The organism is Pseudomonas sp. NPDC086581, from assembly GCF_044746165.1.
GTDB lineage: Bacteria > Pseudomonadota > Gammaproteobacteria > Pseudomonadales > Pseudomonadaceae > Pseudomonas.
The window spans coordinates 556,458-581,981 of the sequence record NZ_JBIVBR010000002.1 but is presented as its reverse complement, the minus strand read 5'-3'; the positions used below and the strand labels follow the sequence as shown (position 1 = coordinate 581,981).

The following is a 25,524-nucleotide window of genomic DNA, read 5'->3' as shown; positions in this document are numbered from 1 at the left end:
TCGACTTCGAGGATTTCGATGCGTCTGATCCGCCTGTTGTTCGTTGCTGCGCTTGCTGTTGCCGGCGTCCAGGCCCATGCCGACGAGGCTGCTGCGCAGCGCCTGAGCGGGATGCTTACCAAGGCCCAGACAATGACCGCGCGCTTTTCCCAGCTGACCCTGGACGGCAGCGGCACCCGCCTTCAGGAAACCACCGGCACCCTGGGCCTGAAACGCCCCGGCCTGTTCCGTTGGCACACCGATGCGCCGAACGAGCAGCTGCTGATCTCCAATGGGGAGAAGATCTGGCTGTACGACCCGGACCTGGAGCAGGTGACCATCCAGAAGCTTGATCAGCGCCTGACCCAGACCCCGGCGCTGCTGCTCTCCGGCGACGTGTCGAAGATCGGCCAGAGCTTCGACATCACCGCCAAAGATGGCGGTAACGTGGTCGACTTCACCCTCAAGCCGAAGTCCAAGGACACCCTTTTCGACAGCCTGCGGATTTCCTTCCGCAGCGGCGTGGTGAATGACATGCAGCTGATCGACAGCGTCGGCCAGCGCACCAATATCCTGTTCTTCGACGTGAAGATGAACGAGGCGATGGACGCCAAGCAATTCGTCTTCGACGTGCCCAAGGGCGTCGACGTCATCCAGGAATGATCGGCGCCCGGCGCCTGCTTTAAGTAATAGGTAAGACAGTGGATCTGTTCCGCTCCGCCCCCGTTTCCCAGCCCCTGGCCGCGCGCCTGCGCGCGACCAGCCTGGACGAGTACGTCGGCCAAGAGCACCTGCTCGCCCGCGGCAAGCCGCTGCGCGAGGCACTGGAGCAGGGTGCGCTGCACTCGATGATCTTCTGGGGCCCGCCCGGAGTGGGCAAGACCACCCTGGCGAAGCTGCTGGCCCAGGTCACCGACGCGCATTTCGAGACCATCTCCGCGGTGCTCTCGGGTGTGAAGGAAATCCGCCAGTCAGTGGAAGTGGCCAAGCAGCACGCGGCGCAGTACGGCCGCCGCACCATCCTCTTCGTCGACGAAGTGCATCGCTTCAACAAGAGCCAGCAGGATGCCTTCCTGCCCTATGTGGAAGACGGCACGCTGATCTTCATTGGCGCGACCACCGAGAACCCGTCTTTCGAGCTGAATAACGCGCTGCTCTCCCGCGCCCGCGTCTATGTGCTGAAAAGCCTGGACGAAGCAGCCCTGCGACGACTGGTCGAGCGCGCGCTGACCGAGGAGAAGGGGCTGGGCAAGCGCAACCTGAGCCTGCCTGACGACAGCTTCGCCATCCTCATGGCTGCCGCTGATGGTGATGGGCGGCGCCTGCTCAACCTGCTGGAGAACGCCTCCGACCTCGCCGAGGACAACGGCGAGATCAGCGCCGAGCTGCTGCAGAACCTGCTGGGCGACTCGCGCCGGCGCTTTGACAAGGGCGGCGAGGCCTTCTACGACCAGATCAGCGCGCTGCACAAGTCGGTGCGCGGTTCCAGCCCTGACGGCGCGCTGTACTGGTATTCACGTATGCTCGATGGCGGTTGCGACCCGCTCTATATCGCCCGCCGCGTGGTGCGCATGGCCAGCGAGGACATCGGCAATGCCGATCCGCGGGCCCTGACCCTGTGCCTTCATGCCTGGGATGTGCAGGAGCGCCTTGGCAGTCCTGAAGGTGAGCTGGCGATTGCGCAGGCTATCGTGTACCTGGCCTGCGCGCCGAAGAGCAATGCTGTCTACAACGCCTATAACACGGCGCGCCGTGACGTGGCGGAGAGTGGCTCGCTGGAGGTGCCGCTGCATCTGCGCAATGCACCGACAAAGCTGATGAAGAACCTGGGCTATGGCGACGAGTACCGCTATGCCCATGATGAGCCGGATGCCTATGCGGCTGGAGAAGACTACTTCCCCGAGGCCATGGAACCGCGCCAGTATTACCAACCCGTGCCGCGCGGGCTCGAACTGAAGATTGGCGAAAAGCTGCGCCACCTGGCCAGCCTCGACAAGGCCAGTTCCCGCCGTCGCAGAAAATCCTGAAGTGGCGCCCGCGAGCGCCGCCTGACACTAGACACGAGAAGACACCATGCTCGATTCCAAACTGGTTCGTACCCAGCCGCAGGAAGTGGCCGAACGCCTGGCCACCCGTGGCTTCACCCTGGATGTGGCGCGTATCGAAGCGCTTGAGAGCCAGCGCAAGTCCGTGCAAACCCGTACCGAGACCCTGCAGGCCGAGCGTAACTCGCGCTCCAAGGCCATTGGCCAGGCCATGAAGAATGGTGAAGACGTCGCGCCGCTGAAGGCCGAGGTCAACCGCATGGCCGAGGAGCTGGAATCCGGCAAGCGCGAGCTGGACGCCATCCAGGCCGAGCTGGACAGCCTGCTGCTGAACATCCCCAACCTGCCCCACGAGTCGGTGCCGGTGGGCGCTGACGAGGAGGAGAACGTCGAAGTCCGTCGCTGGGGCACCCCGCGTACCTTCGATTTCGACATCAAGGACCACGTCGCCCTGGGCGAGCAACATGGTTGGCTGGACTTCGAGACCGCCGCGCGCCTGTCCGGCGCCCGCTTCGCGCTGATGCGCGGCCCGATCGCCCGCCTGCATCGCGCCCTGGCGCAGTTCATGCTCGACCTGCATACCCGCGAACACGGCTACGAAGAGGCCTACACCCCGTACCTGGTGCAGGCTCCGGCGCTGCAAGGCACTGGCCAGCTGCCGAAGTTCGAGGAAGACCTGTTCAAGATCCAGCGCGAAGACGAAGCGGACCTGTACCTGATCCCGACTGCCGAAGTCTCGCTGACCAATATCGTTGCCGGCCAGATTCTCGATGCGAAGGAGCTGCCGCTGAAGTTCGTCGCTCACACGCCCTGCTTCCGCAGCGAAGCCGGTGCGTCGGGCCGCGATACCCGCGGCATGATCCGCCAGCACCAGTTCGACAAGGTCGAGATGGTGCAGATCGTCGAGCCGTCCAAGTCCTGGGAAGCCCTGGAAAGCCTGGTCGGCAACGCCGAGAAAGTCCTCCAGGCCCTGGAACTGCCATACCGCGCCCTGGCGCTGTGCACCGGCGACATGGGCTTCGGTGCCGCCAAGACCTACGACCTCGAAGTCTGGGTGCCGAGCCAGGACAAGTACCGCGAGATTTCCTCCTGCTCCAACTGTGGCGACTTCCAAGCCCGCCGCATGCAGGCGCGCTACCGCAACCCGGAAACCGGCAAGCCGGAGCTGGTGCACACCCTCAACGGCTCGGGCCTGGCCGTGGGCCGTACCCTGGTCGCCGTGCTGGAGAATTACCAGCAGGCCGACGGCTCGATCCGTGTGCCGGAAGTGCTCAAGCCGTACATGGCGGGCATCGAGGTAATCGGCTGAGATGGACTTCCTGCCGCTGTTCCACATCCTGCGCGGACGTCGCGCGCTACTGGTCGGCGGCGGTGATGTCGCACTGCGCAAGGCGCGCCTGCTGAGCGATGCCGGCGCAGTGCTGCGAGTCGTGGCTCCGGAAGTGCATTCGGAGCTGCGTGAGCTGATCGAGGAGGGCGCGGGCGAATTGCTCCTGCGCCCCTACGCTCATGGTGATCTTCAGGATTGCGTGCTGGTAATTGCCGCCACCGACGATGAACCACTCAATGCCCAGGTTTCCCGCGACGCCAACGAGCGTGGCGTGCCAGTCAACGTCGTCGATGCGCCGGCGCTATGCAGCGTGATCTTCCCGGCCATTGTTGATCGTTCTCCGCTGGTGGTGGCGGTTTCCAGTGGTGGCGACGCGCCGGTGCTGGCACGTCTGCTACGCGCCAAGCTGGAAACCTGGATTCCCGCGACCTATGGCCAGCTGGCCGGTCTCGCCAGCCGCTTCCGCGAGCGGGTGAAGCAGCGCCTGCCGGATCTTCAGCAGCGCCGGAAATTCTGGGAAGACGTCTTCCAGGGCCCGATCGCCGAGCGCATGCTCGCCGGCCAGCCGAGCAAAGCTGAGCGCCTGCTGGCGGACAAGCTGGAAGCGCCGCAGGCCGAGTCTCGTGGTGAGGTCTATCTGGTTGGCGCCGGTCCGGGCGATCCCGACCTGCTGACCTTCCGCGCCCTGCGCCTGATGCAGCAGGCCGATGTGGTGCTCTACGACCGCCTCGTTGCGCCGGCCATCCTCGAGTTGTGTCGGCGTGACGCGGACCGACTCTACGTCGGCAAGCGCCGTGCGGACCACGCCGTGCCGCAGGACGAGATCAATCGCAAGCTGGTCGAGCTGGCTCAGCAGGGCAAGCGCGTGCTGCGCTTGAAGGGCGGTGATCCGTTCATCTTCGGTCGGGGAGGCGAGGAGATCGACGAACTGGCGGCCAATGGCATCCCGTTCCAAGTCGTGCCGGGTATCACGGCGGCCAGTGGTTGCGCGGCTTACGCCGGTATTCCGCTGACTCACCGCGATTACGCGCAGTCCGTGCGTTTCGTGACGGGGCACCTGAAAGATGGCAGCACCGACCTGCCGTGGAACGATCTGGTCGCTCCCGGGCAGACGCTGGTGTTCTACATGGGCCTGGTGGGGTTGCCGGTCATCTGCGGGCAACTGGTGCGCCACGGTCGCTCCGCCGATACGCCTGCCGCGCTCATCCAACAGGGCACCACGCTGCATCAGCGGGTTTTCACCGGCACCCTGGGCAATCTGCCGGGGCTGGTGGCCGAGCATGAAGTGCATGCGCCAACCCTGGTAATCGTCGGGGAAGTGGTGCAGCTGCGCGAGAAGCTCGCGTGGTTCGAGGGGCAGCGGTGAGAACCCTGCGCGTCGCAATCCTGGGGGCCGCGTGTGCCCTAGGTTGCTTCGCCTTACCGGCCCATGCGGCCAGCTTCGACTGCAAAAAGGCCAGGCAGGCAGACGAGAAGGCCATCTGCGCGGATCGCCAGCTTTCCGAAATGGATGTGCAGGTGGCGACGACCTACCGCCTGCTGCGTGGCCTGTTTGCCATGGGCATGCGCGGTAACCTGGGGGACTCCCAGCTCGCCTGGCTGGAGCAGCGCCGCGCCTGTGGCGCCAACAAGGCCTGCCTCAAGCAGCGCTACCAGGAACGCCTGGACGCGCTGCAGAAGGTCTACGACGGTATCGACAAGCCGATCTGACTCGGCACTCCTGCAGGCGCGGACCTTGCCTGCGAATCGCGGTTGTGGCCCACTCCTAGAGGAGCGGTGCCGCTGGTCAGCCCTTGCGCGCTATCCCTTTACCCGGCAGGTGGTCCCGTCCGTGCGGCCCGGTGAAGTCCTGCAGGGGGCCGAGCGGCACGACGCCGGTCGGGTTGATGGTGCGATGGCTGGCGTAGTAGTGGTTCTTGATGTGCTGGAAATCCACCGTTCCGGCAACGCCCTCCAGTTGATACAGCTCGCGCAGCCAGCCGGACAGGTTCGGGTAGTCCGCCAGGCGCCGCAGGTTGCACTTGAAGTGGCCGTGGTAGACCGCGTCGAAGCGGATCAGCGTGGTGAACAAACGCACATCGGCTTCAGTCAGGTATTCACCGGCCAGGTAACGCTGCTCGCCCAGGCGCTCTTCCAGCCAACCCAGATCGTTGAACAGAGTCTTGAAGGCCTCTTCGTAGGCGTCTTGCGTCGTCGCGAAGCCGGCGCGGTACACGCCGTTGTTCACTGCCGGGTAGATGCGCTCGTTCAGCTCATCGATCTGCGCGCGCAGCGGCTCGGGGTAGAGGTCCAGCGTGTTGCCGGTGATGCCGTCGAAGGCGCTGTTGAACATGCGGATGATCTCCGCCGACTCGTTGCTGACGATGCGTTGCTCGTGCTTGTCCCACAGGAGCGGCACGGTCACGCGGCCGGTGTAGTGCGGGTCATCTTTGGTATAGCGCTGGTGGAGGAAGGTCAGACCGTCCAGCTTGTCGCCGCTGGAGCCGAGGGCATTGTCGAAGGTCCAGCCGTTTTCCAGCATCAGCCAACTGACGACGGAAACGTCGATCAGCGATTCCAGGCCCTTGAGCTGGCGGTAGATCAGCGTGCGGTGGGCCCAGGGGCAGGCCAGTGAAACGTAGAGGTGATAGCGGCCGGCTTCGGCGCGGAAGCCGCCTTCGCCGGTGGGGCCGGGCTGGCCGTCGGCGGTAACCCAGTTGCGGCGCTGCGCGTTCTCGCGCTGGAAGCGGCCGTCCTTGCTGGTGTCATACCACTGGTCATGCCAGCGGCCATCGATCAACTGTCCCATCTGATTGCTCCAGAAAACGGGGGAGATGGGACCAGTCTATCGGCTGTGACTCGATTGTTTAGCGCAAAAACAGGATTCCAAGTATCGACTAAATCGATTTGTCCCGCGCAGCCCAGCGCCTATCGGCTTCCGCGAAGGCTTTGTCGCGCTGCAATCCCAGGGCGCGCAGGGCGAGTGCCATGGTCGCGCGGACGGCCAGTTCGCCGTAGGCGTCCTCGGCTTCGCCGCGCCAGAAGGCGGCCAGGTGTGCAGGGTTCAAGGTTTCAGGCTTGACGTGGCGCAGCGGCGACAGTGCCGGCCACTCCTCGTCCCAGGCCTCGCCGCCGCGACAGCCGTAGAGATGGGAGGTAGCGTCGGGGTTCATCTCGATCTCGCCGCCTTCGCCCTTGATGACGATGGCGTAGTCGCCGAGCAGACGGCTGCCCTCACGGTGCACTTCCTGATAGCCGGGGTGGAAGATGCTCTGCAGGACGCAGGTAGCGCCCAGCGGGTTGAGCAGGCGTACGGCGGAGTGCATGGGGGAGCGCAGGCCCAGGGTGTTGCGCAGATCGATCATGTGCTGCAGGCGTGGCATCCAGTCAACCAGAGGGGCGAAGGCGATGCCTTTGGCGTCCAGTGCTGCGCTGACGGAATTCCAGTCACGGCACAGCGGCAGGCCGAGCTGCTCTAGAAGCTGTTCGCTGTAGACCCGGCCGGCGGTATGCGCGCCGCCGCCGTGCAGCAGGATACGGGTGCCGCTGCCTCCCAGGCACTTGGCGGCCAGCAGGTACCAGGGCAGGTGACGCTTCTTGCCGGCGTAGCTGGGCCAGTCGAGGTCTACGGCGATCTTCGGCGCCTGTAGGCGGGAGCGCACGGCTTCGGTGAAGCCGGCGAGTTCCTCGGCGCTTTCCTCCTTGTGCCGCAGCAGCATGAGGAAAGCGCCCAGCTGGGCTTCCTCGACCTTGTCGTCAAGGATCATGCCGAGGGCTTCGCGGGCTTCCTCGCGGGTCAGGCCACGCGCGCCGCGCTTGCCTTTGCCCAGGATGCGGACGAACTGGGCGAAGGGGTGTTCGGCGGGTGTCTGCAGGACGAGCGGGGCGGCGGTCATAGGCAATTGGTCGGCTTCGGCAGGCCGGCGAGCTTGGCGGCAAGCTTGGCCGGGGTGCCCTTGAATAGGAGGTTTAGGTGCAGACTGCTGCCCTTTTCCGCGCCCAGCTTCTGGGCTACGTACTTGATAAGTGGACGGTTGGCCGGCGAGAGCTGGAACTCGCCGTAGAACTCGCGCAGCAGCAGGAGAATTTCCCAGTGCTCGGGCGTCAGGTGGATGCCTTCGTTCTGCGCTAGGGCCTCGGCGGCTGCATCGCTCCAGTCGTTCAGGTCGACGAGGTAGCCATCCTTGTCCAGCGGCAGGGAGCGGCCGTTGACCAGTAGGGTGCTCATAGCCAGGCGTTCACCTTGTCGAAGCGGGTGCAGAGTTCGACGAAACCGGGGTAATCCACGGCAACGACTCGGGAGGGCACACCATTCAGGCCGCGGGCCTGCAGGTCTTCCTGCAGGGCGAATAATGCGTTGCCAGCGGGGAGCGCCTGGAGCGCCTGTGCAGGTTTGCTGCCGGGTCGCAGCGCGTAGACGGCGTCGCCGCTCAGCAGGATGCCGTCGTCTGTCCCCAGCAGGAGCAGGCAACTGTCGAATCGGCCGTCATTGAACGGAGAGTGCGAGAGCAGGTGGAGAGTTGCCATCAGATCGTAATCACCTGGTCGTGGGATTGCAGCAGGTTGCGCAGGGCGTCATCGTCCAGCGCCTGGGCGGGCAGCGTCAGGCAGGTGCCGTCCAGTCCGCGCTCTGCGAGGCTGCGGCTACTGGTGTAGAGCGCTTCCACGCCGAACAGTGGTAGAGCTTGCAGATTGGCCTGCAGGTCCTTCTGCTCGACCGTTGCGGGACGCTGGTCGGGCGCGAGCTGGAAGGCTCCGTCATCGAGAAAGAGCATCGAGATCGGCAGGTCGAAGGCGCCGCCGGCGAGGGCGATATCCAGCGCCTCGCGGGCGGCTGGGCCGGCCCAGGGCGCCTGGCGGCTGATGATCAGCAGGGACTTGGCCATCAGTTGCCTCCGAAGCAGACCAGGCGGTCCGCCAGTTGCGCTGCTTCATGTAGTTGGCCGAGGCCGGAAAGCTCCCAAGGCGCTTGCAGGTTCGCCGCGGGGCGGGAGTAGCGGTTGGCTTCTTCCGTATTGAGCACACCCCGGCGCAGCGCGGCGGCAATGCAGACCACTCCATCCAGCTGGTGGTCGGCGACGAAGCGCGTCCAGGCGGCGGCGACGTCCAGTTCGTCCTGGCTGAAGACGTTGTTTGCCGAGGCGCTGTGCACGCCGCCCTGATAGAAGAACAGTCGGGTGATTTCGTGGCCGCCGGCCAATGCAGCCTCGGCGAAGCGCAGGGCGCGTCGGGCTGCCGGCGAGTGCGGGGGGGAGAAGAGGGCGATGACGAATTTCATGCTCGGACTGATTTCATGCTCGGACTGACTGCAGCGATGTATCGCCGAATGATACGGTAACGCATATTTTTTGCCCTGCTGGAAATGAAAAAAGCCCGTCGAAACGGGCTTTTTCCTGGGCGGCTTGAGAATCAGTCGTCGCTGCCCATGATGCCGAAGATCTGCAACAGACTGATGAACAGGTTGTAGATCGACACGTACAGGCTGATGGTGGCCATGATGTAGTTGCGCTCACCACCGTGAATGATCGCGCTGGTCTGGAACAGGATCATCGCCGAGGAGAACAGCACGAAGCCGGCGCTGATGGCCAGTTGCAGGCCGCTGATCTGGAAGAAGAGCGAGACCAGGACGGCGCCCAGCAGCACGAAGAAGCCCGCAGTGATGAAGCCGGACAGGAAGCTCATGTCCTTTCGGGTGGTCAGTACGTAGGCGGACAGGCCGAAGAACACCAGGGCGGTCATGAAGAAGGCCGAGGAGATGATGCTCGCACCGTTGGCCATGCCGAGGTACATGTTCAGGATCGGGCCGAGGGTGTAGCCCATGAAGCCGGTGAGGGCGAAGGTGCTGACCAGGCCCCAGGCGCTGTTGCGCAGCTTCATGGTGAGGAAGAACAGGCCGTAGAAGCCCAGCAGCACCACGAAGAAGCTGGGGTAGGGCAGACGCATCTGCTGCGAGGCGAAGGCCACCAGGCCGCTGAAGGCCAGGGTCAGGGCCAGCAGGCCATAGGTATTGCGCAGGACGCCGCTGACCTCTTTCTGCTCCACAGCTACGGAGTCGAGATATTGCCGTTCTTGCATGTCGAGACACTCCTGTTAAGCGGGATACGGATCCATGACCGTAGTGGTGCTCATCATAACAGAGGGAAAAGCGTGCTGAATCATCAGAGTTTGACAGTGTGTTGCGATCCGGTAATATTGCCGCCCACTCATGTGGAAGCGTGGCCGAGTGGTTTAAGGCAACGGTCTTGAAAACCGTCGACGGGCAACTGTCCTAGAGTTCGAATCTCTACGCTTCCGCCACCATTACAACGTTGAAAGCCCCGCACTGCGGGGCTTTCGCGTTTCTGGCGTAGTTGGCGAGTTGCTCGCCTGGGGAACTATCACGCGTAGAGTTCCGAAATGATCCGGAACGCGTTCCGAAACTTTCGCTAAATCGACGGCTTGGCGATCGCTCCGACCCGCATGTAAACCAGCTTCGTAATTTCCTCTTCGGTGTGGCCAAGTAACCGGCTCGCCTCCTTCACGTTGTTGATCTCCGTTACAGCCTTCGGGCGGATGTCGCGGAACTGGAACTCGCCGATCCGCTTCGCCAACTGCTCGTCGCTGGCCTCGATCTCCGCGCCCCGCGCCTGGTCGCGCGCGGCGTCCCAGCGCAGTTGCAGCATCTTGCCGGTCATCCGCCGATCGTTGGCGCTGGTGATCAGGTAGGGGCTCTGCCATCTGCTTGATCAGCTGGCCCAGGCTGTTGTCCTGGTCGCCGTTGCGGATCAGGATGCGGAGCTTGTTCGTCATCTTCGCCTGCTTCACTAGCATGTGGTCGCCTTCGATGTCGTCGCGGCGCATCACCAGGACGTCGGCCGGGCGCTGGCCGGTGATATAGGCCAAGTACATCGCGTCCTTTAGCTCCGGTGTCGCACAGCGGTACACGGCAGCCCAGACCACTCCGTTGGCGTAGTAGTCCCGCGGCGTCTCCTTGTTCTTGCGCACGCCCTGGCATGGGTTCTGGCTGGCGGTGAGCCCCCACTCCCTGGCCAGGTTGAAGACGGGCGATAGGGTGGCGATCTCCCGGTTGCCCCGGACCTTCGCTTTCCGCGCATCGTGGTACTGGGCATTCATCGCCGGCGTCAGCGCGTCGATCGGCGCGTCGTCGAACACCTTCCGGAGCTGCTTCAGCTCCATCAGGTTGTCCTTTTGCGTGCGGGGCGCCTTCTTCGGGATGACGTCCCGGACGTACCGGTCGAAGATCGAGCGCATGATGCGCAGGTCCGCCGGCTTCTCCTTGTCCTGTAGCTCAGCCCACTTGATGCTCGCCATGTCCAGATCGGTGCCCAGCGGACGCTCCTTGCCGCTGGAGGTCCTCGTAGTAGTAGCCAATCCAGACTTTTCCATTCTTGCGACTGCGCTTCCGCCGGTACATGCCCGGCGGAAGGTCGCGGTTTTCCTTGTTCCGTGGTCGCATTCAATTCACCCGAGTGAAGTCAGGCGCCCAGGCTGGGGGTGGGAAGTTGCGCCGGCTGGATCACCAGCGCGTCCGGCTTGGTGCCGAGCATCATCCTGGCGTACTGTCGGCCGACCAGCGGGCGCTTGCCGCGGGCCTCGACGAACACCCAGTTATGGGACTTCAGCCAGCGGCGTTGCCAGCCGTAGGCGGTGTAGCCGGTGATCTCGGCCAGTTCCTCGTCGGAGAGGATCTCGCTTTCCATGGGCAATACCTCTTCGCGCTGGCGCTGGCCGGCGGGTTTCGGAGTGGTTGGTCAGACGGAGGCTGCAGCGCGGCGCTTGCGCATCAGCTCGGAGACGTCGTTGGGGTAGTCGATCTCCGCCGCGCCGTGCTGGATGGCCAAGGCCTTCTTGCTGAGGCAGATGTCGAAGTGGCTTTTGATGGTGCCGGGGTGCTGGTGTCATTTCCGCTGCACGCCGATCTTGTCAGCCATGGCCAACAGTTCGGCATCATTGTCCGCGAACATGTGGCACATCTTCATGCGGCCGAAGGTGGCGTTCATGTTGTCGACGTAGACCGCCATCAGGCACCTCCTTGCACCGACGAAGCGATCAGCTTCACCAGGAAGTTGTGCGATTCCTGGGCGTCCGGGAGGTTGGAGAACTTAATCTTCACTTCGTACTTTCCGTTGCCGGAGCACGACGTCCTGACCGTCCGCTTGACTGCATCCACCCGCTCAACGCGATGAACTCCATAATATGGAGGAGGTTCATGCAGTGGCTTCTGCCGGACGAGTCGCTCTATCCCTACCGGACAAACACCTTCACCAACCACGCGTCGCTCACATTCACCTTCAACAACGCCACCCCTCCGAGTGACTACCAGATGGGGCTGCATCACTATCGGGCGACAACTGCTGGCGGTGCTCCTGTCGATGGATTCGTCGTGCTGCAGAAGAATCCTGATGGAGGTGCATTGCAGACCCTCTACCCGTATGCAGCTCGTGACAGCCGGGTCCTGACCAGCACTGCAAACGTCTCCGGGAACTCGTGGAATCCATGGACAGGTTAGGTGCATGGCCCGTTGAACGGATGGGCGGACTACAACGACGGAACCGTCGTCACCTCTGCCAGCCACGTACTGACGGTCGACGGCTATGTGGAGCTCTTTGGGATGATCAAGGGGGGGCGGTGACTGACGGGACGGTAGTTGCGAAGCTCCCCGTCGGGTTCCGCCCCCCTGAATCCTGAGAATGCCATTACCTATTCCGCCGCAACCGCGGGCCTTGCCGCTTGGTCGGTTCTCTCGAACGGAAACATTGTTGGCGCGAAGGGCTTGTCATCCGCGGGTACCAGTCTGGCTGGGATCAAATTCCGCCGCGGAGCGTAAGAACGATGACCATGGATGGTCGAGCCAATTGGCCATCCATTGATCTTGTACCGAACCTGAGACAATATCCGCAGCCAGTAGGGTTCCCGATACATAATGACAAGGGAGAGGTCAGGCAGTGGTATCTGAGAGTTGGTGCACAAATCTAAGAACATTTTCCATGTTTCTTGTGGTCGCTTTGCATGCTTCTGGCATCTGGCTTTTCGGAAACATTGAGTCGTTTAATTGGAGCTTTGCCAATGTTGTAAACTCGGTCGGGCGCCCGGCAGTCCCATTCTTCTTCATGATCAGTGGATATCTTCTGTGTGGATCAAAGCAGTTGCCATTTAAAGTGTTTTTTAAGAAGCGGTTTAATAGGATTTTCCCTTCATTTGCTTTTGTAACGGCCTTTGCGCTGCTTTACCGGTATGTGAACGGAGAGGAGTTTGCCTTCAGGGTCCTATGGGACTGGGTATATAATCCTCAGTACTATCATCTAGGCTTCCTTTACGCGCTTTGCATGGTCTACCTTGGCATCTGGCTGGTGAGGCCTTCGAGTGATTCGATCAATCCGCTTGCAGGGGCAATTGGATGCCTGTGCTTCATTCTCATCGTGGGCGGAGGGATTGCTCAGCATGAAAGGGGCGAAGCGCTCCGGATGGAGACGTATGCTGGGTATCTGTTCTACGCATTTGCTGGATATTTCCTCGGCAAAATTCCGAGGTCTTGGTCTGCCGTCATAGCGAGCGCAGCGCTAGGCTTTATGTCCTTGGCGTTCATCGTGATTCAGACTTACTCACTTTCGCTTCAAACTGGGTCTCTCAATCAGTTCTGGTATGGATACATGTCAATGCCAGTGATTCTTGGATCATTTTTCCTGTTCTACGCGTCTCGGCATATATTTGATCTTTGGGCTCCATCAAAATTTGTTTTGATTCTGTCGAATGCATCTTTATTCGTGTATTGCTTCCATCCCTTCATAATTGACGTTTTCCTTCGTAACGTAAAGTCTGGCGTGCTGTTGGAGAATGCCCTTCTCGGCATGGCGGCTATTGTCATATTCTGCGTTGGGGTACTCACATTCATATACACCGCTTGGAATGCTGCTTCCCGGAGACTGACGGCCTCTGATGTTGTATGACCGTATTCGAACCCTGAGTGGGAATAGTCAAGCTCGCGTTGTGCCTATCAGAGTTAGCTGAGCCCTAATTTAACTTCCCCAAAGCCCGCCTCCTGGCGGGCTTTTTTTCGCTTGGAGAAAGCCCATGACCACCCGCGGCGTCCGCAACCAAAAGCCCGGAAACATCGACTGCAACCCGCGCAACGACTGGCAGGGGCAGCTCGGCCTGGAGGTTGGCGTGGCCAAGCCGCGCTTCGCCCGCTTCGATACTCCGGAGAACGGCATCCGAGCTTTGGGCAAACTGCTGTTGGTGTACCGCGGCAAGGACGGCATGCCCGGCGTGGGTGGCCCCGGCATCGACACCGTGCGCGAGACAATCGGGCGCTGGGCGCCGGGCAACGAGAACGACACCGAGGCTTACATCGGTGCCGTGGCCAAGGTCCTGGGCGTGCAGCCCAACCAGGTGATCGACGTCCGGCTGTCGGCGACGCTGCGCGGCCTGGTGGTAGTGATCATCCGGCCCGAGAACGGGGGTGTGCCGTACCAGGACGCGGTGATCGACGAGGGTGTGCGGAGGGCGCTGGCGTGACTTGGCTGGCTGCCAACTGGAAGCCGCTGCTGGCCGGCCTGCTGCTGTTCCTGGCCGCCGCCGGTGGCTGGATGAGGGGAGCGCGCGCATGGATGCGTCTTGGCAGGTCCGCTGGGACGACCACGAGAAGCAGGATCAGAAGGCTTCGGCCGCCTTCGAAGCTCGGGAGCGCGCCGAGGAGCACCGCCGCCAACAATCCATCAACAAGGTTGATCGAGGATGGCCAGAGGAACATTGACCAGGCGCGCGCTAATTCTGATGCCGCTGCTGATCAGCGCGTGCGGGACGCAGCCGCCAAGCACGCCGACCGGATTGCTGCAGCTGAAGCCGGCCGCGATTCCTGCACTGCCGCCGCAAGCCAGGCAGCGGCCAAGCACGATCACGAATGGCGACTGCAGTTGTCGACGGTCGAGGAGGAGTGCCTTGCTGACGGAGCCGGCGATTTCGGGCGACAAGCGCCGGCGAAGCAGATGCAGCATGAGGTCCGTTTGCGCAAAGGCGGCTCCCGCGGTGGTCAATGGCGGATCGGCCAGCACCATGAAGTCAGGGTCGACACGGTAGCCCGGAGCGATTTTCCGCAGGTGCGGTGCCAGCCACCAGGAGGTCGTAACCCGCCGCCCCTCCAGCAGTCCCGCCGCATGCAGCAGAAAGACTGCAGAGCATGACGCGGCGATCTCCTTATCGCTTGCGACGTGAGTATTCAGCGCCGAAAGCAGGGGACTCGCCCAGGGCTCTTCGAGGCGCTGCTGAAGCACGCCGACGTCACCGACGCCGATACCCGGTATGACCCAGGAGTTGTCCTGGACGTCATGCTCGAGCGGTTCCACCTACAGTTACAGACCATGTGCCAGTGTCACCGATCCGGGGCGAGGGCCACATATCCGCCAGCGGGGCGTGGCCAGGCCGCGCCGCTCGCCGACGCTTGCGGCGGTGGCGAGGATGTCCAGCGTAGAGGCCACGCTCGAGGCGAAAGCACCCGGTATCACCACAATGGTGAAATCGTCCATTGTGGGATTAGGCTCGAAAGAGGACGGATCAGACACCATTGCCTGAAGCGAACGCCAGGCTCAATAGCGCCTCAATCCATTGCCAAGGTTTCAGCCATGCCCAACATCCTGATCAAGGTACCCACCGGCGCTTTCAGCGATCAGCAACGAGAGCGACTACTGACGCGCGTCAGCGAGGCAGCCATTGCTCATGAGCACATGGGAAACGATCCTCGGCAGCGCAGCCTGTGCTGGGTACTGATCGAGGAAGTGCGGGCTGCCGACTGGCTCTGTGGGGGGATCAGCGTGCGCGTCCACGCGATTCCCTGTATCGTCATGGTCAAGGTGCCGGCTGGCGTCCTTGATGAGCAGATGCGCAGGGACTACGTGATGGGCCTGCACCAGGCAATCGAAAAAAATGCAGAGCCGGATGACGGTCGCATGCTGATGACTTCGATACAGCTGACGGACATTGCCGATGGCACATGGGGGGCGAACGGCAGTCTCTGGCGCCTGGCCGATTTCACCCGGGCTGCCGGGTACGGGCATCTCCTCCTTGGTGCGTAGAACGCCGTACCGGGTCGGGAGGCCAGATGCGGTTGCAATCTTTCCTCCCGCAGACGTCCGCCATCGGCCGGTTGTTGCCTCTGACGAGAGGCAGCCACCGGCCCATAGCTGACTTTTCAAAATATCGCGACCCGAATACCCAAGCACTAATGCAATCAGTCGGTTGGGCGCCGTAGGTGGCCTGATAAGAAGATTTTCAGGAAGTTAAGGTGGAAGTTGAGTATCCCTGATCTATGGCAGGACAAAGTATTCGAGCGTAGTGCAACTGCCCCTTTGTCGTAAGAAGCTTGTAAATATCGCTGGGTACTGGCGTATCGAGGTCGGCGACAGAACTGGAGATGTCGAAGCCCGTTAAAGGACGGTAGGCGAGGAGGCGCAATCATCCTGCCGGTGCTTCCTCAGGGGCTGCCAGCCAGAGACCTGCTTCCGCCCAGATGTGGGCGGAAGTGGCCGGGGAATTTTTGGAGCCTGCGTCAGGTTCCGGACTTTATCTTCGTCCAGCTGCGGGTCATGGTGCGCTCGATGCTGATGGGCACCGGCGACAGGGTAAACAGGTTGCCGCGCTGGTCGGCCGGGATGAACATTGCGTGGTTCTGCAGCAGCTCCTGGGCAACGTTGTCCTGCGCGTCACGGTTGGGATTCGGGTAGCCGATGATGTTCGATACCTGGACGATCACCCTTGGGTCCAGCAGGTAATTGATGAACGCCTGCGCCTCCTCGGGATGTTTTGCGCCCTTGGGAACAGCCATGGTATCGGCCCACATCAGTGTGCCTTCGCGGGGTAGCAGCATGCGGATGTCGTTGCCATTCTTCGCGCTGGTGGCCATTGCCTGGGCCTGCAGTACCGCGGCGGACCACCCGACCACGATGCACACGTCGCCGTTGGCCAAGTCGGAGGCCAGCTTGGCCGAGTTGAAGTAGCGGATGAAGGGGCGGATTTTCAGCAGCAGCGCTTCGGCTTTTTGATAGTCGTTGGGGTTGCGACTGCTCGGGTCGAGCCCCAGGTAGTGTAGGGCGATCGGCAGCAACTCCTCAGGCGCATCGAGGAAGGCGACGCCGCATGATTGCAACTTGCTGATGTTCTCCGGCTTGAACAGCAGGTCCCAGCTGTCCAGCTTGGCCGCTGCACCCAGGGCCTTGCGCACCTTTTCGGCGTTGTAGCCGATCAAGGTGGTGCCCCACAGGTAAGGCACTGCGTACTGGTTGCCCGGGTCCACCCGTTCCAGGTTATGCATGATGCCCGCATCCAGGTGCGGCCAGTTGGGTAGTTGCTGGCGGTCCAGTTTCTGGATGGCGCCGGCCTGGATGAACTTGGCGATCTGCACCGTATTGGGGAAGACCAGATCGTAGCCGGATGTGCCGGTGAGCATCTTCGACTCCAACGTGTGCGGGCTGTCGAAGACATCGTAATTGACCTTGATGCCGGTCTGGGTTTCGAAGTCCTTGATCACCTGCGCCGGCAGGTAGTCGACCCAGTTGTAGATATTCACTTCACGTTGCGCAGCGCTCGCAGGGGTGAATGGAAGGCTGGCGCAGAGGAGCAGGGCGGCGAACCATTTCTTGTCTAGTTTCATCGGATCAGCTCACGTTGAGGGGGCGGCCTGGGTCACAGCTTGTAGATGAAGAACCATTCCAGAGTGTCGAAGCGGTCGTTGCCCAGCACTTCCTTGGCGCCGGCCTGAGGGTCGACCCAGTTGTAGGCCAGCGATGTATAGATGTGCTCGGTGGGCATCCACTCGACGTACACCCCGGTCTCGTTAGCGAAGTCACGGTCGCTCACCGGGATGCCGAAGTAGTAGTTGGAGTTGAGTTTGAACTGGTGATACTGCGCACCGGCGGACCACTGCTCGTTGAAGTGCACTTTGCCTCGCCAGGTTTGGGCTTTCTCGTTGCTGTTGTAGAGCAAATAGTTGCCGACGACGTCGCCGATCACCCAGGTGCCCCAGTCAACATAGCCTTTGCTCAGCGGGTCCCAGTCCTTGCGGGTGTTGTCGTTGGGATCGTTGTCTCCGGAGAAGTCGGCGTAGCGGTAGCCAATGGTCGGTTGCAGCGGCAGGTCCTGGAAGCTGTAGTCCGCGGAGGCATACCAGGCGCTGGCATCGTAATCGATGCCCTTGCCGCCGCCGCGTTCGATGGCGTATTCGCCGTTGAGCTGCAGGGATTCGAGGCCTGGAGGACTGGCATTGAGTACGCGCAGGTTATAGACGTCCATGCCGTCGCGCGGGATGAAGGCATTCTGCTTGTCGTCCTTGGCGTCGACGCTGAAGCCCATGGCGCCCAGAGTGGCGTTGGGCAGCTTGAGGTCAAAGTTGGCACCGGTCATGCGCAGGTCGCCTAAATGATCGTCGGTGCGCAGGCTGAAGGCTTGGGCCGAGAACATCTCGTGCTGCCAGGACAGTACTCCCGCATCACGAAAGGCAGTGCGCGGCGCGCTGAAGTAGGCGCCATCGCCGTACTGGTCGAGGTTGCCGTCCATCACCAGGAAGCCGTTGCCGACCATGTAGTTCTGGTCGCCCAGTGTCAGGCGCCAGTCACCGGCGCGAAAGCCCGCGTAGGCCTCCTCAACCGAAGTGTTGTGTTCGTCACCGCGGGTATATCCGCCCGGGTCGCCATCGCCGGTGGTGCCGGCGGCGACCAGCGAGCCGCCGCCTAGAAAGGCGAAGTCCGGGCTTACTGCATACTCGAAGGTTACGCCTGGCTTGAGGTAGTACTCCTGCCAGTCGTAGTTCTCTTTGTTGCTCAGTTCGCCGCTGCGCAGGTCGATGCGACCCAGGCCGAAGTTGGCGTTGTGGCTGTTGATTGCGGTGGCCGATGCACTGAGCGAGTACTCGCCCTTGAAGTCACCGCTCTCGAAGGCTACGCCCGCGCTGGCTAGTGGGCTGCCAGCGATGAGCGTTAACGCAAGTGCACTGCGGGGCGCAGACGTGAAGCGTCTGGTGGTCATGTCAAAGCTCCTGTATGTCGTTTTTGTTGGAACAGGGCAGTTACGCGGGCAAAGCGGGGCCCGCAAGGACGCATGCATGGGCTGCGTCCGTCTTGGGTGACAGGGTTATTTCAGGTCTCGCTCAGGGATTGGGCGAGCGTCTTGAGAAGGTGCACTGTGTCGGTATCGATCACGTTCTCGGCTTCGGGCGCGGAGGACTGCTTGATGATCACCACCTCGGCCTTGTAGTCGATGAACACCCACTGGCCATGGATGCCGACAGCCATCAGCGCGTGGTCGTTGAAGACATACCACTGGCTCTTGTAGGAGGCCTGCGGACTCCACTCGGAGAACTCCTTGTTGGTTGCATACACCGCCGGGTCATTGCCCTTCAGCAGACGCTCAACCGCCGCCTCCGGCAGCACCTGATGGCTGTTGAAGTGGCCCCGGCCGAGCAGCATCAGGCCAAAGCGGCCCATGTCACGCAGCGTTGCGTTGAAACCGAAACCGACTACGCCCTGGCCCGACGGATCGGCCAGCAGGAAACCATCGCGCTCGCACCCCAACTGCCGCCACAAGCGCTCGAACAGGACGTGGCAGGGCAGACCGCTGGCGCGCTGCATGATCCAGCCCATGGCTTCGGTGGTTGCCGTGACATAGCGGAAGAAGCCGCCATGCTCGCCCTTGCGTCCGAAGGTGCGCAGCCAGTCGTGGATCGAGGCGGATTTCTCGAACCCCGCCGGCACCGGGGTGAGGCCCACCGTGTAGTGGAGCCGCGATGTTGGTGAGTTAGGGTCTTCATAGTGCTCGACATAGTCGATGCTGATGGCCATATCCATCACCTGGCGCACGCTCGCGGTCTCGAACGCGGTGCCGACAAATTCGGGCACGTACGAAAGCGCGGGGCGGTCCGGGTCGAGCAGGCCCTGCTCGATCAGTTGCTCGGCCAGGGCGCCGGTGAGCGACTTGGTGACCGAGAACATGATGTGGCGAGTGTCCGGGGTCTGATGATTGAAATAGCGTTCGCAAAGCACGCGGTCTTTCTTGAGCACCAGGAAGCCGTCGGTAAAGGTGGCGTCCAGGTGCTGCTGCAGGCTGACCTGCTCACCACTCAGGCTGGTGAAGGCGAAGTCATGCAGCACGTCCTGCGTCGGCCCGAGGCCACTGACCGGCGCATTGCCGGCGGCCACCACCAGGGTCGGACAGAGTTGGCTCATGTGCTGGAAGGTCCAGCGGTTGTGGGGCGGCAGCAGGGCATCGGCGGCCCCGACGCTCAGTTGCGCAGCGTACGAACGCTCCCGCGGCTGCGGCGGATTCGGCTGGAGGCTCAGGCGTTCGGCATAGGCTTGCACCAGGGCCGCTTGCAGATCGAGGGACATGGATCACTCCTGGGAGAACGATGAGGCCACAGGCGCTGGCCGTGGCAAGCTTTTCTCACCATAAAAACTTTTAGTCAACTAAAAGTTTTATTCGAAGAAAACCTATAGAATCTCCCGGAGACTGATTCAGCAGTGAGGGAACGCCTTGAGCGGACTTCGTGAACGACAGAAAGTGGCGCGGCGCCAGGCGATCAGCCAGGCAGCGGTTGAGCTGTTCCGCCTCCAGGGGTACGGCACCACCACCGTTGAGCAGATCGCCGAGCGCGCCGGAGTATCGCCGCCTACGGTGTTCAACTACTTCGGAAGCAAGCAGGAGATCCTCAACGACTTGCTACGGGCGACCGACGAGCGCGTCGTCAAGGAGATGGTCCAACTGGCGCTGGACTTCGAGGATCCGGTGGATGTGCTCTGCCACCTGGAGAGTCTGGTTCTGAAGTACGAGCTCGAAGCGCTGCCGGTATCGGTCTGGCGCGAGCTGTTGGCGATGCACTACAGCGGAGCGTCACCGGAGCAGCTAAAGCTGAATAACGAAGTGCTCAATGCCGAGGTCAGTGTTTTGCTTGGCCATCTCCAGGAGGCCGGCAAGGTGCGTCACGATCTCTGCCCAGACTATGTGGCGCAGTTGCTCAACGAGTTTCTCACCCTGGAATTCCTCAAGCTGATAAGCGTCGAACCCTTGGATTTCCATACCCATCAGCTAAGCGTACGGCGTTTCGTCGAAGTGCTGTTCACGGGCATCAGACAATAGACGTGTACGGTCTATCTGCAGCAACCCAAGGAAGTCGGCTTCCGACCCATGCTGGCGTTAGGTAGCTTGGCCAGTTAAGGCTGCTCACTATGGGCGAGAGCCCATATTTCCCACGAAAATCACTGACCTGGCACAGAGTCTATTTACCTCAGGCGCACCACGCACGGCCTCTCAGCACTTGCGGATTCGTGATAAACATCGTCCAGCCAACTCAAGATTTCATCCGCACCTATGAAGTTGGGGATGACTAGATCCGTAGCCCTTGAGCGCTTTCCTGCACTTTGATCAAGAAAATAAACCTGCCATTCATTTTCGACCTTCTGGACGCCTAGCGTTCTTCCGAATACGTCATAGACCATCATCACTTTTCGTCCTGTTTGATTCGGCGAGTCGAGAGGGCTGCTCATGGTGGGCGTCGGGGTGTGGCAGTCATGCGGCAGGTCAATGCGAGTCCCGATGTCCATCATTCGAAGTGAACCGATATCGTGCCCCCATGCCTGCTAATGGCCTGAAGACGCCACGAATGATCAGTACGGATCAGCTCGCGCGGGTCGTCTGCACTCCTGTAGCGATCTCAGGAACGGAGCTTCACAAACACGAGCTCCGGGTCGCCCTCATCCAGGTTCTCGATCTGACCACTGGGACTGAAACCGAGCTTGCCGAGTAGCTTGCGCATTGGCGCGTTCGAGGCATTCGTCGACGTGAATAACTTCGCCGCCTCGCACTGAGACTCCAGCTCGTGGAAAATTGCGGATCCGACTCCTCGGCGTCGCGCCGAATCCCTCTCCACGATGAGCGGGATGAAGGCTTGTTCGAAGAACGAGTCGTTGAGTACGCCATACCCCAGCAACACCGAGGTATCGCGTGCATCCACTGCGACCCAGCATTGTCCGACTGAGATCGCCTGCGCGATGAACTCCCGGCGCCTCAGTTCCTGCTGGGCGATTGCATCCAGATCAATCAGCGAATCGAGGTCACTGCTCAAGGCGAGCCGCACCTGTGATTGTGAAGTCATTGTGGTACCGGGGCGTGGGCTGGAAGTGGTCAGTGTAACCGTCTATTCGACGTCCAGCGCATAACAGCTTCCAGCGACCCAAAGCGGGCATCGCGGACATCCGATCAAGCTCGTGCTACTTCGGTCGTATCGGTGATTCAGTTGTGGCTCGCCAGAACCTGATGTGCGTCTCGACGTACCGCCTGCGGGGGAACACCGAAGCCGCGAAGGAAGGCTTCGCGCAGGTGGCGGCGATCGCGGAAACCCGTCTCCCTGGCAACCACATCGAGAGAGTGGCGACTCTGTTCGATCATCAGTCGGGCGGCCTCCAGTCTCAGCCCCTCGATGGCCTTGGCCGGAGACTGCCCGGTTTCGGCGGTGAACACGCGGGTGAATTGGCGGGGACTCAGGTGAGCAACTTCGGCCAGCTCCTCGACGCTGAGTGGCCGCATCAGGTGCTGGCGGGCGTAGTTCAGGGAGCTCTGGATACGGTCGGACTTGGGCGCGAGATCGAGCATTTCGGAGTGCTGCGATTGCCCACCGGAACGGTGCTGGTGCATGACCAGCTTGCGCGCCACAGAGCGAGCGACGTCTGAGCCCAGGTCCTTTTCCACCATGCCGACGGCGAGATCGAGGCCGGCGGTCATCCCCGCCGATGTCCAGAAGGGTCCGTCGACGATGTAGATGCGATCCTCCTCGACCGCAATCTCTGGATGACGAGTCTGCAAAGCCTGGGCATAGGCCCAATGGGTGGTGGCTCGGCGTCCCGCGAGCAGCCCGGCCTCTGCAAGTACGAAGCCGCCGGTGCAGATGCCGACCGTGCGTCGTGCCTGGTTGCCGGCCTTGCGGACAAAGTCGAGTACGGCAGGGGAGGGTTCGCTCTCGACGGGGTTGTTCACCCCGACCACTATCCAGGTGTCGGCCAGCCGTGGCGCCTGCAAGGCGCGGGTTTCCAAGGCTAGACCCAGCGATGAACGTACCAGTCCGCCAGCTGGCGAGTAGTTCTCGACGCTGTAGAAAGGCTCCCCGGCGACCAGGTTAGCGAACTCGAAGACCGTCTGCGTGGCCAGGGAAAGTACCTGGAAGCCGTCGGTCAGCAGATAGCCGATGCGGTGCATGATCGTATCTCGTATGTCCTGAATCACTACCTTATACGTCATTTAAGATATCGCCAAGCCGCTGCATCCTGATCTCCAGTTCCTTCCCCACCCCCTGGAGAATCACCATGACTCAATCTGATCTCGGTACCGCACTGATCACCGGCGCTTCATCCGGTATCGGTGCCATCTACGCAGAACGCCTGGCCCGTCGCGGTCACGACCTGATCCTGGTGGCTCGTAATCGTGGTCGCCTGAACGCCTTGGCCAAGCGTCTGAGCGATGAAACCGGTCGCTCCGTCGAAGTCATCGTCGCAGACCTGGCCGACAGGGCAGATCTTGCAAAGGTCGAGGAGGTGCTTGGATCCGATGCCAGTATTTCCTTGCTAGTGAACAACGCCGGTATTGGCGCGACGCGGCCCTTGCTCGAGTCGAACGTGGACAAGCTGGAAGATCTGCTGACGCTCAATGTGAATGTGCTGACGCGCCTGACCTATGCGGCTGTGCCAGGTTTCGTCGCTCGCGGTCGCGGTACGCTGATCAACATTGCCTCCATCGTGGCCATCGCCCCGGAGGTGCTGAACGGCGTGTACGGCGGTTCCAAAGCGTTCGTTCTCGCCTTCAGCCAATCCCTGCGTCATGAGCTTGCTGACAAGAATGTCAGGGTGCAGGTAGTACTGCCCGGGGCGACCGCTACTGACTTCTGGGGCATCGCCGGCACCCCGCTGGAGCACTTGCCAGGGGCTATCGTGATGAAAGCGGACGATATGGTGGATGCGGCGTTGGCAGGGCTCGACCAGGGCGAGTTCATCACCATTCCGGCGCTACCGGAGATAGCTGATCTCAACGAATATGAGGCAGCGCGTCAGCGGCTGATGCCCAACTTGTCGCGAAGTGACCCGGCTGCACGCTACCACGGCTGATCTGCGAGTTTACCGGCCGCCGGCTCGGCCATGGTGCGGCGAAAGGATCGCCGCACCATGGCTGGCGAATACCCAGGTGGCAGTCGACACCAGACTGATAGGCCTCCGACTTCATATCCATTCAAGGCACCGAGCGAACGAACCATGCATGTCGCCATTTTGACCTTCGACGGCTTCAACGAACTGGATTCCCTGATTGCCTTCCACCTGCTCAAGCGCGTGAAAAGGCCGGATTGGCGGGTTTCTATCGCAAGCCCTGGACGACACGTGTGCTCGATGAATGGGTTGATAGTGGAGGCGCAGGCGTCCCTGGAGGACGCCTGCCAAGCGGATGCCGTGCTCGTGGGCAGTGGTATCAATACACGCAACGTGGTTGCGACTCCCGAACTGATGTCTCGTCTGCGATTCGACCCTGCGCGACAACTGCTGGGCGCTCAGTGCTCGGGCACGCTGATCCTGGCCAAGCTCGGGCTACTCGAGGGTGTGCCAGCCTGTACGGATCTGGTCACCAAACCCTGGGTAGAGGACGCGGGAATCGATGTGATCAACGAGCCTTTCACTGCAAGGGGCAACGTTGCGACCGCCGGTGGCTGCCTGTCGTCCCAGTACCTGGCCACCTGGTTCATAGCCCGCCTGGCCGATGTCGATACCGCCAGGAACGTGATGTTCTATGTGGCCCCAGTGGGCGAGAAGGAAGCCTGCGTCAGCCGAGCACTGGACAACATTTCGCCGTTTCTCTAAGGGAATGGTGTAGCCATCTGCTACTGACTGCGAAGCGGACGCGCACTTCCGAGTTATCAAGTCCGCCTCAGGGCAGCGTTGCTTCGCCCCTATCACCCATAAGCCAAGCGAAGCGACATTCAGCGCACTTATCTTCCCTCATTGCGCCGTGAATAAGCCCGAGAGTTCCTTGACCTTAAATCTAACTTCAACCTTAGGGTTCCGCATAGACACCGCCAACTGAGTTGGTGGAGATGCTGCCTCCCATCGCGGAGCAGCCCAAGACGCGGATACCTTCGATATGAAACCTGTTTTACCTGCCCTCGCTTGCGGCTTTCTTCTTAGCGCTTTCGTTCTGCCTTCCTGGGCTTCGGAGCCAAGCGCTCCAGTTGCCGCCCAAGCCTCCACGACGATTGCCGGACAAGTGATCCCCGTTGTGGCAGGAGGGCTGTACGATCGGTACCACTCCAATCCACCGCTCTCGGTGATTGCCCAGGAAGCTCCGGAAATCGACCTGAGCTGGTTCAAAAGCCTGACGAAGACCAAGGTGGACATGGGCTTTGAGTCCTATTCCCCGAATTTCTACTACAGCAACAGTCGGGTCACGGCGGTTTTCACTGCTGATCTGGACAGACTGAGGGAGCTGATGCCCGCCAAGGTATTGGAGCAGGTGCAGCCACTGCAGATCTGGCCGGGGCGAGGGGTGGTTGCCCTGACTGCCTATGCCTATCACTACTGCGATAACGACAGTTACAACGAAATCGCCTTGTCTATCGTTACCAACAAACCCGGTAGCCGCAACCTGGGGCCCCTCAGCCTGGTCAGCCAGTCGATGAGCAAGGACTTGTGGGGATATGTGCTGAAGCTGCCGGTCAACACTGAGCTTGCCAGAGTGCGAGGGGTAGTCGGCTACAACCTGCCCAAATGGTTGACCCCCATCGACTATCGCGAAACCGACAAGTCGGTGGTCGTGACCATCAGCGATAGCCAGACCGGGAAGACCGACGTGACGCTGGAAACTGCAAAGCTTGCCGATCTGTCGCAGGACGATGAATTGGTGACCAACAGCTTCACCAACCTCGATCACAAATCAGAGCTCAGCTACGGCTATGCGGTTTCACGGCAGCAGCGTCACGCCTCCACGACCAGTGCGGATGCCGTCAGGTTGACCCTGAGCGATGGCAGCCTGTCGACCTACATCAGGTCGCTGAAACTGGGTTCGATGTTGAAGTATGAGTACGTGCCGCAGTTCCAGAGTGCGCTGTATGCGCCGGCGCCGCTGCAGACCATGCTGCCACGCGAATAAGAGCTGCAGACCCAAGGTCCATTGAGGAGACCG

At 61.5% G+C, this 25,524-nt stretch carries 28 protein-coding genes, 1 tRNA gene and 1 pseudogene; 14 read left to right on the top strand and 16 right to left on the bottom strand.

Translation table 11 applies throughout. The features are described from left to right. Window positions 1-18: 18 nt before the first annotated feature. Genes lolA through ACIPK7_RS06890 form a run of 5 tightly spaced genes read left to right on the top strand, consistent with a single transcriptional unit; the run spans window position 19 to window position 5,064 of the window. The gene (lolA, locus tag ACIPK7_RS06910; RefSeq protein ID WP_401086774.1) at window positions 19-642 is read left to right on the top strand and encodes an outer membrane lipoprotein chaperone LolA; all 624 of its coding nucleotides are present in this window, start codon (window positions 19-21) and stop codon (window positions 640-642) included. A gap of 38 nt (window positions 643-680) precedes the next feature. Then, window positions 681-2,006 (top strand): replication-associated recombination protein A, encoded by a 1,326-nt coding sequence (locus ACIPK7_RS06905; protein WP_192431112.1) that lies wholly within the window; start codon window positions 681-683, stop codon window positions 2,004-2,006. 46 nt (window positions 2,007-2,052) lie between these two features. Then, window positions 2,053-3,333, top strand: coding sequence for a serine--tRNA ligase (gene serS / locus ACIPK7_RS06900; protein WP_401086771.1), 1,281 nt, complete (start codon window positions 2,053-2,055; stop codon window positions 3,331-3,333). Between the two features lies 1 nt (window position 3,334). Further along, window positions 3,335-4,720: a siroheme synthase CysG gene (gene cysG / locus ACIPK7_RS06895; protein ID WP_401086768.1), complete on the top strand. Its 1,386-nt coding sequence runs from the start codon at window positions 3,335-3,337 to the stop codon at window positions 4,718-4,720. Then, window positions 4,717-5,064 (top strand): lysozyme inhibitor LprI family protein, encoded by a 348-nt coding sequence (locus tag ACIPK7_RS06890; RefSeq protein WP_401086766.1) that lies wholly within the window; start codon window positions 4,717-4,719, stop codon window positions 5,062-5,064. Before cysG ends, ACIPK7_RS06890 begins: the two co-directional genes overlap by 4 nt. Window positions 5,065-5,140: 76 nt before the next feature. Here the strand turns inward: ACIPK7_RS06890 and ACIPK7_RS06885 are convergent, their stop codons facing one another. From ACIPK7_RS06885 to ACIPK7_RS06855, 7 genes are all read right to left on the bottom strand, one after another. Beyond that, window positions 5,141-6,142 (bottom strand): glutathione S-transferase family protein, encoded by a 1,002-nt coding sequence (locus ACIPK7_RS06885; RefSeq protein ID WP_401086763.1) that lies wholly within the window; start codon window positions 6,140-6,142, stop codon window positions 5,141-5,143. 88 nt (window positions 6,143-6,230) lie between these two features. Continuing rightward, window positions 6,231-7,229, bottom strand: a complete 999-nt coding sequence (locus ACIPK7_RS06880; RefSeq protein ID WP_401086761.1) for a glycosyl transferase family protein — start codon at window positions 7,227-7,229, stop codon at window positions 6,231-6,233. Next, window positions 7,226-7,561: a TusE/DsrC/DsvC family sulfur relay protein gene (locus ACIPK7_RS06875; protein WP_401086758.1), complete on the bottom strand. Its 336-nt coding sequence runs from the start codon at window positions 7,559-7,561 to the stop codon at window positions 7,226-7,228. The genes ACIPK7_RS06880 and ACIPK7_RS06875 overlap by 4 nt, the downstream gene beginning before the upstream one ends. Beyond that, window positions 7,558-7,860, bottom strand: coding sequence for a sulfurtransferase complex subunit TusB (tusB, locus tag ACIPK7_RS06870; protein ID WP_401086756.1), 303 nt, complete (start codon window positions 7,858-7,860; stop codon window positions 7,558-7,560). Before tusB ends, ACIPK7_RS06875 begins: the two co-directional genes overlap by 4 nt. After that, complete coding sequence (tusC, locus tag ACIPK7_RS06865; protein WP_401086753.1) at window positions 7,860-8,219, bottom strand: sulfurtransferase complex subunit TusC; 360 nt, start codon at window positions 8,217-8,219, stop codon at window positions 7,860-7,862. The genes tusB and tusC overlap by 1 nt, the downstream gene beginning before the upstream one ends. After that, the gene (gene tusD / locus ACIPK7_RS06860; protein WP_192431120.1) at window positions 8,219-8,611 is read right to left on the bottom strand and encodes a sulfurtransferase complex subunit TusD; all 393 of its coding nucleotides are present in this window, start codon (window positions 8,609-8,611) and stop codon (window positions 8,219-8,221) included. The genes tusC and tusD overlap by 1 nt, the downstream gene beginning before the upstream one ends. Window positions 8,612-8,742: 131 nt before the next feature. Further along, window positions 8,743-9,408, bottom strand: a complete 666-nt coding sequence (locus ACIPK7_RS06855; RefSeq protein WP_401086750.1) for a Bax inhibitor-1/YccA family protein — start codon at window positions 9,406-9,408, stop codon at window positions 8,743-8,745. Between the two features lie 134 nt (window positions 9,409-9,542). Between ACIPK7_RS06855 and ACIPK7_RS06850 the strand changes: the two genes are divergently transcribed. Then, a tRNA-Ser gene (locus ACIPK7_RS06850) sits at window positions 9,543-9,630 on the top strand. A 128-nt stretch (window positions 9,631-9,758) separates the two neighbouring features. On the opposite strand, the pseudogene ACIPK7_RS06845 reads toward ACIPK7_RS06850, so the two are convergent. The 3 genes and pseudogenes from ACIPK7_RS06845 to ACIPK7_RS06835 form a co-directional block, all read right to left on the bottom strand. Continuing rightward, window positions 9,759-10,789: pseudogene (locus ACIPK7_RS06845) on the bottom strand (tyrosine-type recombinase/integrase). A 19-nt stretch (window positions 10,790-10,808) separates the two neighbouring features. After that, window positions 10,809-11,033, bottom strand: coding sequence for a DUF4224 domain-containing protein (locus tag ACIPK7_RS06840; protein WP_401086748.1), 225 nt, complete (start codon window positions 11,031-11,033; stop codon window positions 10,809-10,811). Window positions 11,034-11,231: 198 nt separating this feature from the next. Next, window positions 11,232-11,354: a DUF4031 domain-containing protein gene (locus ACIPK7_RS06835; protein ID WP_401086745.1), complete on the bottom strand. Its 123-nt coding sequence runs from the start codon at window positions 11,352-11,354 to the stop codon at window positions 11,232-11,234. A 188-nt stretch (window positions 11,355-11,542) separates the two neighbouring features. Between ACIPK7_RS06835 and ACIPK7_RS06830 the strand changes: the two genes are divergently transcribed. The 3 genes from ACIPK7_RS06830 to ACIPK7_RS06820 all read left to right on the top strand — a co-directional run bounded on the left by ACIPK7_RS06830 (window position 11,543) and on the right by ACIPK7_RS06820 (window position 13,848). Next, entirely contained in the window at window positions 11,543-11,842 is a 300-nt protein-coding gene (locus ACIPK7_RS06830; RefSeq protein ID WP_401086742.1) for a hypothetical protein, read from the top strand. Window positions 11,843-12,278: 436 nt separating this feature from the next. Then, window positions 12,279-13,280 (top strand): acyltransferase, encoded by a 1,002-nt coding sequence (locus ACIPK7_RS06825; protein WP_401086739.1) that lies wholly within the window; start codon window positions 12,279-12,281, stop codon window positions 13,278-13,280. Between the two features lie 124 nt (window positions 13,281-13,404). Continuing rightward, a complete protein-coding gene (locus ACIPK7_RS06820; RefSeq protein WP_401086736.1) occupies window positions 13,405-13,848 on the top strand; it encodes a structural protein P5 in 444 nt (147 codons plus the stop codon). Window positions 13,849-14,048: 200 nt separating this feature from the next. On the opposite strand, the gene ACIPK7_RS06815 is transcribed toward ACIPK7_RS06820, so the two are convergent. Next, window positions 14,049-14,675 (bottom strand): DJ-1/PfpI family protein, encoded by a 627-nt coding sequence (locus ACIPK7_RS06815; protein ID WP_401086733.1) that lies wholly within the window; start codon window positions 14,673-14,675, stop codon window positions 14,049-14,051. 276 nt (window positions 14,676-14,951) lie between these two features. Here ACIPK7_RS06815 and ACIPK7_RS06810 point away from each other — a divergent pair, with 276 nt between their 5' ends. After that, the gene (locus ACIPK7_RS06810) at window positions 14,952-15,401 is read left to right on the top strand and encodes a 4-oxalocrotonate tautomerase family protein (protein WP_401086730.1); all 450 of its coding nucleotides are present in this window, start codon (window positions 14,952-14,954) and stop codon (window positions 15,399-15,401) included. Window positions 15,402-15,874: 473 nt separating this feature from the next. On the opposite strand, the gene ACIPK7_RS06805 is transcribed toward ACIPK7_RS06810, so the two are convergent. The 3 genes from ACIPK7_RS06805 to ACIPK7_RS06795 form a co-directional block, all read right to left on the bottom strand. After that, on the bottom strand, window positions 15,875-16,975 hold the full coding sequence (locus tag ACIPK7_RS06805; RefSeq protein ID WP_401086727.1) for a polyamine ABC transporter substrate-binding protein: 1,101 nt from the start codon (window positions 16,973-16,975) through the stop codon (window positions 15,875-15,877). 32 nt (window positions 16,976-17,007) lie between these two features. After that, window positions 17,008-18,345 (bottom strand): hypothetical protein, encoded by a 1,338-nt coding sequence (locus ACIPK7_RS06800; RefSeq protein WP_401086724.1) that lies wholly within the window; start codon window positions 18,343-18,345, stop codon window positions 17,008-17,010. Between the two features lie 110 nt (window positions 18,346-18,455). Next, window positions 18,456-19,703 (bottom strand): serine hydrolase domain-containing protein, encoded by a 1,248-nt coding sequence (locus tag ACIPK7_RS06795; protein WP_401086721.1) that lies wholly within the window; start codon window positions 19,701-19,703, stop codon window positions 18,456-18,458. A gap of 145 nt (window positions 19,704-19,848) precedes the next feature. Between ACIPK7_RS06795 and ACIPK7_RS06790 the strand changes: the two genes are divergently transcribed. After that, entirely contained in the window at window positions 19,849-20,451 is a 603-nt protein-coding gene (locus ACIPK7_RS06790) for a TetR/AcrR family transcriptional regulator (protein WP_401086719.1), read from the top strand. Window positions 20,452-21,025: 574 nt separating this feature from the next. On the opposite strand, the gene ACIPK7_RS06785 is transcribed toward ACIPK7_RS06790, so the two are convergent. Beyond that, window positions 21,026-21,436: a GNAT family N-acetyltransferase gene (locus tag ACIPK7_RS06785; protein ID WP_401086716.1), complete on the bottom strand. Its 411-nt coding sequence runs from the start codon at window positions 21,434-21,436 to the stop codon at window positions 21,026-21,028. Between the two features lie 167 nt (window positions 21,437-21,603). After that, complete coding sequence (locus ACIPK7_RS06780) at window positions 21,604-22,563, bottom strand: GlxA family transcriptional regulator (protein WP_401086714.1); 960 nt, start codon at window positions 22,561-22,563, stop codon at window positions 21,604-21,606. Window positions 22,564-22,670: 107 nt separating this feature from the next. On the opposite strand from ACIPK7_RS06780, the gene ACIPK7_RS06775 reads away from it, so the two are divergent. From ACIPK7_RS06775 to ACIPK7_RS06765, 3 genes are all read left to right on the top strand, one after another. Continuing rightward, window positions 22,671-23,465 (top strand): SDR family NAD(P)-dependent oxidoreductase, encoded by a 795-nt coding sequence (locus ACIPK7_RS06775; RefSeq protein WP_401086711.1) that lies wholly within the window; start codon window positions 22,671-22,673, stop codon window positions 23,463-23,465. A gap of 144 nt (window positions 23,466-23,609) precedes the next feature. After that, complete coding sequence (locus tag ACIPK7_RS06770; protein WP_401086708.1) at window positions 23,610-24,206, top strand: DJ-1/PfpI family protein; 597 nt, start codon at window positions 23,610-23,612, stop codon at window positions 24,204-24,206. Window positions 24,207-24,486: 280 nt separating this feature from the next. Continuing rightward, on the top strand, window positions 24,487-25,491 hold the full coding sequence (locus ACIPK7_RS06765) for an acetoacetate decarboxylase (ADC) (protein WP_401086705.1): 1,005 nt from the start codon (window positions 24,487-24,489) through the stop codon (window positions 25,489-25,491). Window positions 25,492-25,524 lie beyond the last annotated feature (33 nt).

Excerpts from the sequence above, each read along its gene's own strand:
- lolA (WP_401086774.1), top strand. The coding sequence starts at position 19 with ATGCGTCTGATCCGCCTGTTGTTCGTTGCTGCGCTTGCTGTTGCCGGC.
- serS (WP_401086771.1), top strand. The coding sequence starts at position 2,053 with ATGCTCGATTCCAAACTGGTTCGTACCCAGCCGCAGGAAGTGGCCGAA.
- cysG (WP_401086768.1), top strand. The coding sequence starts at position 3,335 with ATGGACTTCCTGCCGCTGTTCCACATCCTGCGCGGACGTCGCGCGCTA.
- ACIPK7_RS06885 (WP_401086763.1), bottom strand. The coding sequence starts at position 6,142 with ATGGGACAGTTGATCGATGGCCGCTGGCATGACCAGTGGTATGACACC.
- ACIPK7_RS06880 (WP_401086761.1), bottom strand. The coding sequence starts at position 7,229 with ATGACCGCCGCCCCGCTCGTCCTGCAGACACCCGCCGAACACCCCTTC.
- ACIPK7_RS06875 (WP_401086758.1), bottom strand. The coding sequence starts at position 7,561 with ATGAGCACCCTACTGGTCAACGGCCGCTCCCTGCCGCTGGACAAGGAT.
- tusB (WP_401086756.1), bottom strand. The coding sequence starts at position 7,860 with ATGGCAACTCTCCACCTGCTCTCGCACTCTCCGTTCAATGACGGCCGA.
- tusC (WP_401086753.1), bottom strand. The coding sequence starts at position 8,219 with ATGGCCAAGTCCCTGCTGATCATCAGCCGCCAGGCGCCCTGGGCCGGC.
- tusD (WP_192431120.1), bottom strand. The coding sequence starts at position 8,611 with ATGAAATTCGTCATCGCCCTCTTCTCCCCCCCGCACTCGCCGGCAGCC.
- ACIPK7_RS06855 (WP_401086750.1), bottom strand. The coding sequence starts at position 9,408 with ATGCAAGAACGGCAATATCTCGACTCCGTAGCTGTGGAGCAGAAAGAG.
- ACIPK7_RS06840 (WP_401086748.1), bottom strand. The coding sequence starts at position 11,033 with ATGGAAAGCGAGATCCTCTCCGACGAGGAACTGGCCGAGATCACCGGC.
- ACIPK7_RS06835 (WP_401086745.1), bottom strand. The coding sequence starts at position 11,354 with ATGGCGGTCTACGTCGACAACATGAACGCCACCTTCGGCCGCATGAAG.
- ACIPK7_RS06830 (WP_401086742.1), top strand. The coding sequence starts at position 11,543 with ATGCAGTGGCTTCTGCCGGACGAGTCGCTCTATCCCTACCGGACAAAC.
- ACIPK7_RS06820 (WP_401086736.1), top strand. The coding sequence starts at position 13,405 with ATGACCACCCGCGGCGTCCGCAACCAAAAGCCCGGAAACATCGACTGC.
- ACIPK7_RS06810 (WP_401086730.1), top strand. The coding sequence starts at position 14,952 with ATGCCCAACATCCTGATCAAGGTACCCACCGGCGCTTTCAGCGATCAG.
- ACIPK7_RS06805 (WP_401086727.1), bottom strand. The coding sequence starts at position 16,975 with ATGAAACTAGACAAGAAATGGTTCGCCGCCCTGCTCCTCTGCGCCAGC.
- ACIPK7_RS06800 (WP_401086724.1), bottom strand. The coding sequence starts at position 18,345 with ATGACCACCAGACGCTTCACGTCTGCGCCCCGCAGTGCACTTGCGTTA.
- ACIPK7_RS06795 (WP_401086721.1), bottom strand. The coding sequence starts at position 19,703 with ATGTCCCTCGATCTGCAAGCGGCCCTGGTGCAAGCCTATGCCGAACGC.
- ACIPK7_RS06780 (WP_401086714.1), bottom strand. The coding sequence starts at position 22,563 with ATGCACCGCATCGGCTATCTGCTGACCGACGGCTTCCAGGTACTTTCC.
- ACIPK7_RS06775 (WP_401086711.1), top strand. The coding sequence starts at position 22,671 with ATGACTCAATCTGATCTCGGTACCGCACTGATCACCGGCGCTTCATCC.
- ACIPK7_RS06770 (WP_401086708.1), top strand. The coding sequence starts at position 23,610 with ATGCATGTCGCCATTTTGACCTTCGACGGCTTCAACGAACTGGATTCC.
- ACIPK7_RS06765 (WP_401086705.1), top strand. The coding sequence starts at position 24,487 with ATGAAACCTGTTTTACCTGCCCTCGCTTGCGGCTTTCTTCTTAGCGCT.